The sequence below is a fragment of the [Clostridium] symbiosum ATCC 14940 genome (assembly GCF_000466485.1).
Classification (GTDB): domain Bacteria; phylum Bacillota; class Clostridia; order Lachnospirales; family Lachnospiraceae; genus Otoolea; species Otoolea symbiosa.
This window is the reverse complement of the sequence record NZ_KE992914.1, coordinates 1-13218: the sequence shown is the minus strand read 5'-3', so window position 1 is coordinate 13218 and position 13218 is coordinate 1. Positions and strand designations below refer to the sequence as shown.

Sequence of the window (13218 nt, the reverse complement as noted above, 5' to 3'; positions counted from 1 at the left end):
CCAACGTGGCAGCCTTTGAAAAAATACAGGGGACCGTAAATGATACGGTGCAGAACGTGAACCAGGCGGCTGAAGACTCGGCCAGTGCAGCCCACAATGCACAAGCTGCCGTTGATAGCATCCAGGCAGCAATTGTCACGGCGACAGAAAAAGCAGCAGCAGCGGCAACCTCAGCCACTCAGGCAGCCGGTTCCCAGGCAGCGGCTGCCAGCTCCAAGACCGCTGCCGAACAATCAGAAACAAATGCGGCCGCCAGTGCTGCCGAGGCCAGGCAGATAGCGGAGGGGTTCGGCGGATTCGACGGTACAGCCGCCAGCGTCAAGGTGACAGATACCTATGGACTTGTGATTGACGCCCTGGGGGAAAGCACCACACAGGCTTTGATTGATGCGGTGGCCAATAAAGTAATAAATGAGCTTATTGCTAAAAGTAATATAGTAAACAATCTGCTTGCAACGGAAGTAGGGACTGTATTGAGCGGTGCGCTGGGACCAATAATTGACCAGAGATTGACAGATTTAATGAACAAATATACTCAATTAAATGGCGATCTGAAAATTAAATTCCTGGACGTTACCTGCCAGGAAGGAAAAACAGAGACAACCGCATTAAGTGCATATGACAATATCGTAACTGGTATGGCATCTTTGTCCAACAATAATTATATTATCGGGCATATATTGATTAACGATAGACTAATTATCACTTCAACGGTCGCCCATACCGTAAGGGTATATTATATTAACATCCCAAAAAAATAACTGCCACCCGGAATCGAAATAACAATTTAATTGAGTAACTTAACAAAAAAGAAAGGAAGATAGGGAAAATGAATAAAGACAAACTAATTTTAAAAAATGGACATGAAATTGAACTTGAGGCCGGAGCCAGCCTGGGAGCATTACAGGTGCTGTCCGCTGACCGTGCGGCGATGCTTGCCACTTGGGAGCTGCTTACTCCGGACAACCTGGCTGCTGTGCAGATTAAAAACGGCGCCGGGCTGACGGTCGGAACCTATACCGACCTGGTGCTGGTGTCTGAAACGTCCGTGGTGGCCGTTGATGGAACAGTACTGACAACTTATAGCCTGCGTCCTAAAACGGATGTGGAACGGCTTACAGAGCGCGTGGCAGTAGTTGAAGAGGGGCAGCAGGTACAGGACGGGGCCATCAATGATGTAGCCAAACTTGCAGGAAGTCTGGCGGAACAAGCAGGAGGGATGTCATAATGGGAAGATTTTACGGGTTAAAAATAAGAGCAGGAGAAATGACGCTGGAAGAGGTACAGACGTGGTGGCGGCCACAGGTTGAAAAATGGCTGAAAGAGAATCCGACGGAGTAAAGGAGACAGACAATGAAAAAGGAATACGTAATTGCAATTCAGGGAGCCTTGGCGGCGGCTGGCGCTTTTTTAAGTGACAAGCTGGGAATCCTGTACCCCGTATTATGCGTTTTAATGGGGATGATGGTCTTAGACTATATCACGGGCATGCTTGCCAGCAAAACAGAAGCTATTGACCATCCGGATGACAAAAGATATGGATGGAGCAGTAAAAAAGGGGCTAAAGGTATCATCAAAAAAGTTGGTTATCTGTGCGTGATCGCTGTGGCGATGGTAGTTGATTATGTAATAGCTAGGGTATCTGGAAGCCTTGGAATTGTAATGCCGACAAGCGCGTTTTTCGGCCTTCTGGTGGCCGTTTGGTACTTGCTGAACGAATTACTGTCTATCGTTGAAAACGCTGGCAGAATGGGCGCTGCTGTGCCGGATTGGCTGCTTAAATATATCGCGGTCTTAAAGGACAAGATTGACAGCAACGATTATGGACAGGGTGACAGTAATCAGTAGAGAGGCGGTGATCCGACCATCTTCCGGCCGGTGGGGTTATACCGGAGTTGCGACATCGCAACAACTATACATATGGCCTGGGACATCCTGGGCCTTTTTTGATTGGAGGAAGTTATGCAGATACATAAATTACTTACACCATATAATTACAATCCTGGTCAGTTAAGCCGTATCAAGTATATCGTGATCCATTATGTAGGAGCTACAGGCGGAGCAAAAGCCAATTGTGAGTATTATGCAAGCAAATACATCGGGGCCAGCGCCCACTACTTTGTGGGCTTTGAGGGAGAGATATGGCAGTCGGTAGAGGATAAGAACATTGCCTGGCACTGCGGCGCGAAGTCCTACAAGCATCCGGAGTGCCGCAACGCCAACAGCATCGGAATAGAGTTGTGCGTGCGCAATAAGGGCAGCCAGGCAGACACCAGCCGTGACTGGTACTTTGAGGACGCGACAGTGGAGGCAGCAGTGGAGCTGACCAGAGATCTGATGGACAAGTACAACGTGCCGGCAGACCATATCATCCGGCATTACGACGTGACAGGTAAGATATGCCCCAACCCATATGTTTATAATCACACGAAACATACCTGGGATGCATTTAAGGCGGCGTTGTCTGGGCCTGAGAAGGCAGTTGGAGACTGGGAACACGATACCCAGGGAAAATACCGTTACCGTAAGTCTGACGGCCGATATGCCACGAATGAGTGGCAGCTTATCAATCATCACTGGTACCTTTTCGGTAAGGACGGATACATGCTGACCGGCTGGCAGCGCTGGAACGGCAGCAGCGTCATCGGGCCGGAGGATCCGGGAGACTGGTACTACCTGGATGGCACGGCGGGAGGGCCTCTGGAAGGGGCATGCTGGCACGAGCGGGCCGGAGGGTTTGGCGGTCTGGAGATATGGTGTGTAGATTAATTTAATATGCAAAATTTGTAATATTTTGTCACAATCAAGCCCCTCGATCGTTTATCTAGTATAGAAGAGGGGCTTGCCATATCCTACTCTTCACTAGGCCCCGGACCCTCAACCGGGGCCTCTTTTTCTTTTTGTTCTTTAGCAATCTTTTTCAGTTCTTCGCGTATTTCCTCCCTGCTATATTTTTGTGCTTTTTTAGGTATCCTTCGATGCTTTACAACATACCTGACAGTAAATGCAAATCCAGTTAACGCAAGGTCGATAGCAGATAAGTAGTATAGGATATCAAGCTTAAATCGGTTCCATTTTTTCATGTCAATCCCCCTCCCCTTTAACTTTATCATACTACTTTGGTACAGTGATAGTGCTGGTAAATAATGGAAATAATATGGCTTATTATACTGAATATAATCAGTATATTCAAGCCCCAGGTTGCAAAGTATAGTTAATGCAAGAGGGGTGTAAAGATGATTAGTTATAGGCCGTTATGGGAAACGATGCAGAAAAAGGATATTACGACATATCAGCTTATCAAGAAAGGGATTGATAAGAAGACAATCCATAACTTGAAAAACAATGCCAATATTACCATGTTAACGGCTGAAAAGCTTTGCAGAATTTTGAAATGTGAGATAAAAGATATAGTTGAATTTATAGACGATGCAGGCGATTAGGAGTGATCCGGATGTCCAATATTATTTAGTCCTTTATATAAGGAAGCAAAAGGAGCATAATTTAAAAACGGACAAAATACGGACAGAGCTTACCAAAACTTATAAAACCGCATTTTAATTGACATCATGAGACATCACGAAAATATAGTAAAATCAATATCAAACCTAACAAGAACAAAAACAACCGCAAATAAACCGTTACTTAATTGATAACTCCAAAACCGTTAATGGGGGTTCGAATCCCTCTTCCCCTGCTGAATAATCTTGTGAAGTCAAGGTTTTCAAGGAGAGCAAAAGAGAAGTTTCTAAGTGTGATAAAAATAATTTATAAAGCCTATTAGATATAATAAGTTTTATAAATTATTTTTTTTGCACTTGTGCAGAACAAACGTTCCTGCCTGCTTCGAGAGCGGTGAAGCAGATTTTAATTACCACTTCGATTTCTTTTTTGAAAAGAGGAGAATTAGACTCAGATACTAAATAGCCGATTAATTTAGAAATGGCGGCTTTGATTGTTTTTTTCAAAACCGCCGTGAATCAAAGTCAATCACATCCCGCCAAAAAGCGCCGTTACGCACCGTGAAACTCGGGATTTTCGTTCAAAATGCAGCAAAGGTACAATGATGCTTTCTTGACATGATCCATGTTTTCCAGTATGCTTAATTTAAGAAATGTTATGGGGGAAAAGGGGGCATGGACATATTGTTTGAAAACAGAGTAAAAGAATTTGTCTGCCGGCTTCAAAGAGCATATCTGGTAGAGCGCGATATACAGAAAGTATTATCCGGCATGGATGAAAATGTGGAATGGATAGGAACGGGACAGCAAGAAAGCGGCCGTGGCATTTCCGGTGCAAAAAGATTTTTTGAACAGGAATATCAATTGTATCCAAGTGCTTTTGATATATTGGAAGAAGAGTATGATATTAAAATATTGGATCCCCGTACTGCTGCGGTATCAGAAAAACTGGTGATTCAGGAGTCCGGTAAAGAGGCGTTTTTTGATAAGCTGAAGATTCGGGTCACTGCGGTGGTAAGGGAACAAAACGGTGAGCTGAGGGTTCTGCAGGTTCATATGTCGGAAGGAAGCCGGAATCAGCTCGAGGATGAAAATTTCCCCAGGACAATGGATCAGCAGCATGCCAGGGCGCTTTTTCGCCGGCTGGAAGAGCAGGAAAAACTGCTGAAAGAGAAGAATGAGAATTTAAATGCATTGATGGAGAATGTACCGGGCGGAGTCATATGCTGTGAATATAATGAAGAACTGAATCTGCTCCAGTACAGCCAGGGCTTTTTAAATATGTTCGGATATAGCAGGGAAGAGATGGAACAGGAATTCCATAATCAGTTCCGGCGCCTGATTTACCCGGAAGATCTGGAAAGCACCTGGAATTCTGTACAGATTCAGATGGCACAGGGAAAGACTAAGAAGATAGAGTACAGAGTCAGATGCCGGGACGGAAGGCTGGTAACGGTGCTGGATCACGGACAGCTGGTGGAGCGGGATGGAAAGAAAGTATTCTACTGTATTTTGACAGATAACACAGAGAACCGGAAGATTCTTGAGGAATTGCACCTGAGTCTGGAAAAGCACCGGATTATAATGGAGCAGACCAATGATATTATTTTTGAGTGGGATCTGTCTGATGACCGGATATTCTTTTCGGACAACTGGGTGAAAACCTTCGGTTATTCTCCCATGACGGAGAATGTCAGCACCATGGCCCCCTTCAGCCATGTACACCCTGATGATATACATCTGCTGATGAATGCGGCCCGGGATATGAAGATGGATGTTCCGGTAAAAGAGATGGAGATAAGAATCGCCGGGAATGACGGGCATTATCTTTGGTGCAGAGTCAGAATAGCTTTGCAGGATACAAGAAAGTCCGGCAGGAAGAGGGCGATCGGAGTAATATCGGATATCGATAAGGAAAAACGAAATGTCGATATGCTGGTTCAAAAGGCGCTCTATGATGCTCTGACCGGTCTGTACAACAAGGCGGCAGCAGAGGAGCTGGGAGGCAAGTTCATTGAAAAAGCAATGCAGGATTCGCCCTGTGCATTCATGATTATTGATTTGGATAATTTCAAATACATTAATGATGTTTACGGTCATCTGAGCGGAGACGTGCTGCTTTCGGATATTGCCGTACTGCTTAAGCGGACCTTCCGTGCCGGGGACATTGTAGGCCGGATTGGCGGCGATGAATTTGTTATCATAATGCCGGGGGCCCGCTCCCAGGACGTGATAGCCGATAAGTTTGAACAGATAAAAGAGAAAATGGAGGAGTTCCTGGAACGGGACGGTTATATGCTGTCTTGCAGCGCCGGAGTGGCGTTTGCCCCTCTGGATGGTAATGATTATAAAAAATTATACAAAAATGCGGATCTGGCTCTTTACAAGGCGAAAGAAAAGGGGAAAAACCAGTGTGTTTTTTATCATTCCATACTGGAATCAGAATTCAATGCCGGACGAAGCTATGTACAGCAGGCTCCTGAAATAAGAATGCAGGAAAGATACAGGAACCAGACTCTGTCGGAGTATGTGTTCGGGGTACTGCAAAAGGAGGAAGACATACCGAATGCCATTACCCAGGTGCTGGAGATAATCGGCCGCCAGTTTGGCGTGAGCCGGGTTTATATTTTTGAGGATTCAGAGGATGGCAGGCTCTGCTCCAACACATTTGAATGGTGTAATGACGGCGTAAAGCCTCAGAAGGATTTTCTTCAGGATGTTGAATACACGGACGGGAACCGGTATGATCAGCTGTTTGATGAAAATGGAATATTTTATTGCCGTGATATCGGAAATCTGAGCGGAAGAACAAAAGACGTTCTGGCGTCACAGGATATCGTATCCATGCTCCAGTGCCTGTTAGTGGAAAAGAAAAAAAGAAGAGGATTGATCGGCTTTGACCAGTGCGGGGAAAAACGTGTCTGGACGTTGGAAGAGATTAACGTTTTGAGTATGGTCTCAGGCGTGGTCGGGGTGTTCCTGAGCCGCCAGAGGCTGGAACAGACGATGGAGATATTGTTACGTTCTTGACAGTGAGTTGACTTTATCATGCATTCTTTATATTATAAATAAATACAGTTTGCAGTACATATGGTGGAGGAGGAAGAAATTATGGGGAAATCAGATCCTTTATTATTGCTTGATAATGGTACTTTAGCCTATATTCTGGGAAACGGCGAATACCGCTTCACAAATTTGAAATTTGATGAGGCCAAAGCAATCATTGAGATGAAAGGCGAGGCCGAGGAGGATGTGGTTCAGGTTTTCAGAAACCCTGAGCTGGAGCGGGTAATGTATTCATATCTGGGACTTTCATGCCGGGAGTTTCCGTATGAGCCGGAGGAGAGGCTTAATATCGGCCAGGATGCAATTGCATTTAAACTTTATTTTACTCCGTCAGGAACCCAGCCGATCGTGCTTGGAGATGACGGTCAGGAGGCAGTAAAAATAAAAAATCTTTATATTTACTGCCAGCATATTGTAAGAGTGAAATAGAGAACCGGAGCAAGCAGAGTAAAAATAAAGAAAATTAGAGAATATCGTGGAGAAGAAAGACAGGGAGCCGATCAGTTTTACCGCTTGGGCTCCCTGTTTTAATGTTCAAAGGAATATAACGGGTTCAGATTCCTGCCGTACATTACCAGCCGTTAAAACGGCAGGGCATGCGGCAGCAGCTTATAGAAGCAGGGCAGGCCGCCCGGGTACTGAACATCGGCAGTCAGCCGGCCCTGGCCGGAGCATACCTTAACGGTTACCGGGTGAACGGTGCTGTCTGCCGTCCAGTCGTTTTTCTGTGTCAGCTCGCGGATGGTGTAGTAATAAATACCTGCTTTGGTATACATGATGGATGGAAAGGCAATATTCCCGCATGCGTCATTGACCGCAGTGGAAACACGCTTCCCTTTGATATCGAAAAGGCCAAAGGTGAACCGGCCGGCGTACTGGCAGGCTCCGCAGACATTCTTTCTTGCATGGAACCTGACAGTTACAGGCTTTGGAACGGAATGCCTGAATGTACCGGTAAGAACCGGCGCTCTGTCAGGATAGCAGACATTTGCCGTCAGCTGTCCTTTTCCATTTTCAGTGACCGTAATTGTTACAGGATATCCGGTATCATTGCTCCAGGTGCCGTTTTGCGTCAGCTCACGTATCGAATAATTGAAAATTCCGGTCTGTGTGATTGTGATGGAGGGAAATATAATCATTCCGGCAGCATCGCTGACAGCAGAGGCAATCCGGCTTCCGTTCCCGTTAAACAGTCCGAATGCAAACCGTCCGGCGGGGAGAGCCTGGCTTACCGATTTTTGATCGGCCTGTATGGTAACCTTTGCCGGGAAGAGGAAGGGAGTGCCGTTGGTATAACTGATATCATAGTTATTGTATCCCTGCGGAAACGGAGATGTCCAGCGGACGGCAGCAATATGATCACTGCAGGCACCGTCGTCGGCTGGGCTGCGGTTAAACGCCCGGGAAGCCTTGTTTCCGGAAAAGACCGTGTCCGGCCCAATCTCCAGCCTGCAGGGCTGCCCGAAGGAGATCCAGATGCCGCCGCCGTCATGACCGGCCATGTTGTCCGCTATCAGGCTTTTGCCTGTGACGGTTATCAGGGGAGCGGTGCCCTCCACGGGATGCATATAAATGCCGCCCCCGCTGCCCGCTGCAAAATTGCCGGAAATTTCTCCGCCCGCTATAAATAAGCTTCTTTCACTGCCGGCATTATAAATGCCACCGCCGTTCCCTCCGGAAGAGTTGCCGCAGAGCTTACCCCCTTCCATGGTGAAATACGCGGCATTGAATACACCGCCGCCGGAAATGATGGCATAGTTACCGAAAATTTCACCGCCTTCCATAGTAAAAATACCGGAATTAAACACACCGCCGCCTCTGGATGCGCCGATAAGCGGACATGAATTTCCGGATATGATGCCGCCGGCCATCAGAAAGATACCGCCCGTTCCATTATTGACACCGCCGCCTTCAGTCCCTGCCGTGTTATTGGTGATTTCACCGCCGTTCATGCAGAATGTACCGCCGTTCCGGATGAGTACTCCGGCGCCGGCTCCGGAAGCCTGATTGCCGGTTATGGCGGCATTGTTGTTCATGACAAGCGTGCCGCCAAAAACCGATACACCGGCCCCGCTGTCGGTTCCAACGCCTCCGGTGATGATGATGTTTTCCAAATAGAGCGCCGCTTGGGACGAAACGCTGAGTACCCGAAAAAGCCGGTTGGCATCAATTGAATGGGTGATTTCTGCTCCGGCGCTTGTAAGCTTTATAATTTTATCCTGTGGTATTTTAATATCGTATCCATTGAGTATGATATCACTGTTCAGTTCGATGACCGTCGGTTCTCCGTCGCCGGCTGCGTTAATTGCGGCCTGCAGGTCAAACGGCGCCGCTTCGGGAGGAAGAGCCACGGTCGTTACCCATGCAGGTTCCGTGCTTCTTGCGGAGCGTGGAATCTTGTCTCTGCCGTTGGGATTTATCTGGTCATATGCCATAAGATCACCTCTTTTATTTTATCAGGGAGGATCATACTATTTACTTCCTCTCTAAATAGTATGTAGGCGGCGGAGTGCTTGTTCATCATCAGAGATAAGGAGATAAACGGTCATTGGGACGGAAGCCTCATATTCCCCCGCTGGCCGTCCCGGCGGCGTCCTCACAGGAAAGAAAAGGAAATATCGAAGAAAAGATTGCACGGAACAAGGTTATATACTATAATGAGAACGTATGTTTAGCTGGAAATTTTATGTAATCTTATAAATTTAGGCGAACTGCACACCTTATCAAAAATAATCTTTACAACAGTTCTAATAAACGAAAGCTGCGAAAGTAGATGTGCTGGTAAAAACGATCATAAATTTCTGAATAGAGAATGTAAAATTGTCAATAATTTACAAGAGCCGATTTCCGGATTTTAGAAAGAAAATTTGACAAATTTTGCATAAGGTGCTATAAGTAATACTTGAATCAGCAATAAGTTGCACCAGTTAAAGGAGTTTTGATTATGAAGCAGAAAAGAATAATGTTAGGTACTGTAGAAGATGCAAAAGATTTTGTAGCAGCTGCAACGAAATGCGAATTCGATATAGATGTTTTTTACAACCGCGTCGTGATTGACGCCAAATCTCTATTAGGCGTTATGAGCCTCGATTTGACCAGAGTATTGACAGTAGAATATAGCGGGGAAAATAAAGAATTTGAAGCATTTCTAGATAGGACAGCGGCAAAGGCTGTCACAGCTGCTTAAAAAATTTGCATACAATTGAGAAAAGGGATTGCAGGAGACTGCGATCCCTTTTCGCTATATTATAAAATATAAAAGGGAATCATAAGAGTCGGAAGGAGAAGGACAGATGGAGATGAAAGGAAAACAGATACGGGTTTCTGTGCGCAACCTGGTGGAATTTGTCCTGCGCTCCGGCGATTTAGATAATAGAAGGACGGCTGTGGATCAGAAGGAGGCAATGCTGGCGGGAGGCCGTATGCACCGCAAAATCCAGAAAAAGATGGGTTCCGGCTACCTGGCGGAGGTGCCGCTGAAATGCAGTGTGGAGGAGGACGGCTTCGAAATCCTGGTGGAAGGCCGGGCCGACGGAATTATCAGGGATGGAAACCGGGCGACAATCGATGAGATAAAGGGCGTTTACATGGATATCAGCGTTCTGGAAGAGGCGGTGGAGGTGCATCTGGCCCAGGCCATGTGCTATGGTTATTTCTACGGATTAAACGAGGGGCTTGAAGAACTCACAATCCAGGTGACATACTGTAATCTGGATACGGAGGAGGTAAGACGTTTTCAGGTCATCAAAACCATGGAGGAATTGAAGGAATGGTTTATGGGACTGATCCATGAATATGTGAAGTGGGCCAGATATCTTTACCACAATGTTCAGAGACGGGATGAGTCTCTGAAAGATTTGGAGTTTCCGTTCCCTTACCGGGAAGGGCAGAGGGAGCTGGCGGTCAGTGTATACCGGACTGAAGCGAGGCGGCGAAAGCTGTTTATCCAGGCGCCGACCGGAATCGGAAAGACACTATCCACCGTATTTCCCAGCCTGAAGGCAATCGGAGAGGGGCATGGAGATAAACTTTTTTATCTGACGGCTAAGACAATTACGAGAGGCGTGGCGGAGGAGGCATTTGCGCTTCTGAGGGAGCAGGGGCTTTATTTCCGCTCCGTTACCATCACAGCTAAAGATAAACTCTGCTTTTTGGAAAAACCGGAGTGCAATCCCGATGCCTGTCCGTATGCCAAAGGCCACTTTGACAGGGTAAATGATGCGGTGTATGAGATTGTCCATAAGGAGTTTGGGATTACGAGGGAAGTCATTCTTAAATATGCGGAGAAATTTAAGGTCTGTCCCTTTGAATACTGCCTGGATATCAGCAGCTTTGTGGATGGAATAATCTGTGACTATAATTATGTGTTTGATCCGGATGTCCGGTTGAAACGCTATTTTGCGGATGGGGCGAAGGGGGAGTATATTTTTCTGATAGATGAGGCCCATAATCTGGTGCCGAGGGCGAGGGAGATGTACAGCGCGGTTCTGATAAAAGAGGATGTGCTGGCAGCAAAACGTCTTGTAAAAGATAAATCACCGCGCCTGACAAGGCAGCTGGAACGCGTCAACAAGATTTGTCTGGAAATGAAACGCCAGTGTGAGGGATGGCAGATCCTTGCCGATGCGGATCATCTGGTGACGGCTCTGACCTCCCTGTTTTCCGAGCTGGAAAAATACATGGATGAATATAAGGGAAGTGAGGGACGGGAAGAGCTGCTGGATTTCTATTTTACCGTCCGCAATTTCCTGAACATTTATGAAAGAGTCGACGAACATTACCGCATTTACACTGAATTGACAGAGTCCGGCGATTTTAAGATAAAGCTGCTCTGCGTGAATCCGATTGTGCATATTGGGGAATGCCTTGCCCAGGGGAACAGTTCGGTCTTTTTTTCTGCGACACTGCTGCCGATACGGTATTACAGGCAGCTTTTGAGCAATGATGAAGAAGATTACACGGTATATGTCAATTCACCGTTTTCACAGGAGCACCGCCTCCTATTGGCTGCTGCCGATGTCACAAGCCGTTATACCAGGAGAAACCGTACGGAATACCGGAAGATACTGGATTATATCCGTCAGGCCGCGGAGGCCAGAAAAGGAAATTATATTGTTTTTTTTCCATCCTATCAATACATGAACCATGTTTTGGAGCTGTTATACGACGGCCGGATAGGGCGGCCGGATTTTGCGGATGGTTCGGATGCGCAGAAGCTATATTTGCAGGATTCCGGGATTGACTGGCTGGTGCAGGAAAACAGGATGACGGACGCGCAGAGGGAAGATTTTTTAAAAGAGTTTGAACAGGAACGGGAGAATTCCCTTGTCGCATGCTGCGTAATGGGCGGACTGTTTTCCGAAGGGATTGATTTGAAAGAAGAAAGGCTGATAGGAGCTATTATTGTCGGAACGGGCCTCCCCATGGTCTGTACGGAGCAGGAGATACTGAAAGGATATTTTGACGAGGAGGAGCAGGAAGGATTTGCCTTTGCCTACCAATATCCCGGAATGAATAAAGTCATGCAGGCGGCGGGACGCGTGATCCGCACCGCCGGTGACAAGGGCATCATCCTGCTGCTGGACGACCGGTTCTTACGAAATGATTACCGCGAGCTGTTTCCGAGAGAGTGGGACGACTGCCGCCGCGTGACCCTGAAGACGGTGCGGCAGGAACTGGAAAACTTCTGGAACCGCCTCTAATCCCTGTCCGTGTTTCCCTCAAGAAGCTCAATGAACTGCCTGGCGGCCTGGGAGATTGGGAGGGTTTCGTTGTGGACGACGACCAGCTGGCGCTTGGGAAGCGTTTCTTCCAAATTGAGAATGAAGAAATTTTCCTCCTGCTGCGGAATGCAGAAATCCGGAACAAACGCGATCCCCAGCCCGATTTTCGCCAAATCGATGAGCAGATCATTGCTGCTCAGTTCAATCTCAGGTACCAGATCCAGCTGGTGCTTCTGAAACATGCTGTGCAGAAATTCGCTGGTAGTGCTTTTGCGATCCAGCATCAGGATGGGATAGGACTGCAATTCCTTCAGTGTGATCATTCTGTCTTTCAGGGGAAAATACGTTTCATTTGCCACAAATACATCGGAAAAATCATGGATGACCTGTATATTCTGCGTATTGGACAGCCCTGAGTTGGGATAATTGGTGATGATAAAATCGACCTGTCCGTTATCAAGCAGCCTGGCGCACTCAATGGAAGTGCGGTTCGTGACTTTAATATGAATATTCGGATACATCTTGTGAAATTCGTTTAAAAAGGGAACGAGAAAATATCGGCATATCGTATCGCTTGCGCCAATCCGAAGCTGGCCTCCGTTTAAGGTGTTGGCCTCGAGAAGCTGGCTCTCCCCCTTTTTAATCAGGTTCATGGCCGGTTCTATGTGCTTTAGCAGAATCTCGCCTTCCGGTGTCAGCTGGACGCGCTTTGTACTTCGGATAAAAAGCGTCTGATTCAGCTTTTTTTCCAGAACCTTAATAGACTGGCTGACTGCCGACTGTGAGATAAAAAGCTGCTTTGATGCCTCCGAAAAGCTGAGGGTTGAGGCTACGTGGTAGAAAACTTTGTATAGTTCATAATTTATGTCCATTTATTAGTCCCCCTTATAATTCTGTTCCAAGTTTAGCATATGAGCCGGAGGAAGTAAATAGGGATTTAACTGAGGTTGGAGGACGCGTCCGGAACG

At 46.8% G+C, this 13218-nt stretch carries 12 protein-coding genes and 1 pseudogene; 10 read left to right on the top strand and 3 right to left on the bottom strand.

Annotation, left to right across the window (positions count from 1 at the left end; genetic code table 11):
• The 5 genes and pseudogenes from CLOSYM_RS23025 to CLOSYM_RS10915 form a co-directional block, all read left to right on the top strand.
• Nucleotides 1-761: pseudogene (locus CLOSYM_RS23025) on the top strand (hypothetical protein); the annotation flags it as partial.
• A 68-nt stretch (nt 762-829) separates the two neighbouring features.
• Complete coding sequence (locus CLOSYM_RS10925) at nt 830-1228, top strand: hypothetical protein (RefSeq protein WP_021642177.1); 399 nt, start codon at nt 830-832, stop codon at nt 1226-1228.
• Nucleotides 1228-1341, top strand: a complete 114-nt coding sequence (locus tag CLOSYM_RS23650) for a CD1375 family protein (protein ID WP_252307418.1) — start codon at nt 1228-1230, stop codon at nt 1339-1341. Before CLOSYM_RS10925 ends, CLOSYM_RS23650 begins: the two co-directional genes overlap by 1 nt.
• Before the next feature lie 12 nt (nt 1342-1353).
• Entirely contained in the window at nt 1354-1848 is a 495-nt protein-coding gene (locus CLOSYM_RS10920) for a phage holin family protein (RefSeq protein ID WP_021642176.1), read from the top strand.
• Between the two features lie 114 nt (nt 1849-1962).
• Nucleotides 1963-2769, top strand: coding sequence for a peptidoglycan recognition protein family protein (locus CLOSYM_RS10915; protein WP_021642175.1), 807 nt, complete (start codon nt 1963-1965; stop codon nt 2767-2769).
• Between the two features lie 83 nt (nt 2770-2852).
• On the opposite strand, the gene CLOSYM_RS10910 is transcribed toward CLOSYM_RS10915, so the two are convergent.
• Entirely contained in the window at nt 2853-3083 is a 231-nt protein-coding gene (locus tag CLOSYM_RS10910; protein WP_044902365.1) for a hypothetical protein, read from the bottom strand.
• Between the two features lie 153 nt (nt 3084-3236).
• Between CLOSYM_RS10910 and CLOSYM_RS10905 the strand changes: the two genes are divergently transcribed.
• From CLOSYM_RS10905 to CLOSYM_RS10895, 3 genes are all read left to right on the top strand, one after another.
• Nucleotides 3237-3443 (top strand): helix-turn-helix domain-containing protein, encoded by a 207-nt coding sequence (locus CLOSYM_RS10905; RefSeq protein WP_021642173.1) that lies wholly within the window; start codon nt 3237-3239, stop codon nt 3441-3443.
• A gap of 693 nt (nt 3444-4136) precedes the next feature.
• Nucleotides 4137-6491 (top strand): sensor domain-containing diguanylate cyclase, encoded by a 2355-nt coding sequence (locus CLOSYM_RS10900; protein ID WP_021642170.1) that lies wholly within the window; start codon nt 4137-4139, stop codon nt 6489-6491.
• 81 nt (nt 6492-6572) lie between these two features.
• Complete coding sequence (locus CLOSYM_RS10895; RefSeq protein WP_003510683.1) at nt 6573-6956, top strand: hypothetical protein; 384 nt, start codon at nt 6573-6575, stop codon at nt 6954-6956.
• 152 nt (nt 6957-7108) lie between these two features.
• On the opposite strand, the gene CLOSYM_RS10890 is transcribed toward CLOSYM_RS10895, so the two are convergent.
• The gene (locus tag CLOSYM_RS10890) at nt 7109-8962 is read right to left on the bottom strand and encodes a Spy0128 family protein (protein ID WP_021642169.1); all 1854 of its coding nucleotides are present in this window, start codon (nt 8960-8962) and stop codon (nt 7109-7111) included.
• Between the two features lie 509 nt (nt 8963-9471).
• On the opposite strand from CLOSYM_RS10890, the gene CLOSYM_RS10885 reads away from it, so the two are divergent.
• Nucleotides 9472-9714 (top strand): HPr family phosphocarrier protein, encoded by a 243-nt coding sequence (locus tag CLOSYM_RS10885; RefSeq protein ID WP_003510680.1) that lies wholly within the window; start codon nt 9472-9474, stop codon nt 9712-9714.
• A gap of 106 nt (nt 9715-9820) precedes the next feature.
• Nucleotides 9821-12229 (top strand): ATP-dependent DNA helicase, encoded by a 2409-nt coding sequence (locus CLOSYM_RS10880; RefSeq protein WP_021642167.1) that lies wholly within the window; start codon nt 9821-9823, stop codon nt 12227-12229.
• Here CLOSYM_RS10880 and CLOSYM_RS10875 read toward each other — a convergent pair.
• Nucleotides 12226-13122, bottom strand: coding sequence for a LysR family transcriptional regulator (locus CLOSYM_RS10875; RefSeq protein ID WP_021642166.1), 897 nt, complete (start codon nt 13120-13122; stop codon nt 12226-12228). The two genes, CLOSYM_RS10880 and CLOSYM_RS10875, sit on opposite strands and share 4 nt — an antisense overlap.
• Nucleotides 13123-13218 lie beyond the last annotated feature (96 nt).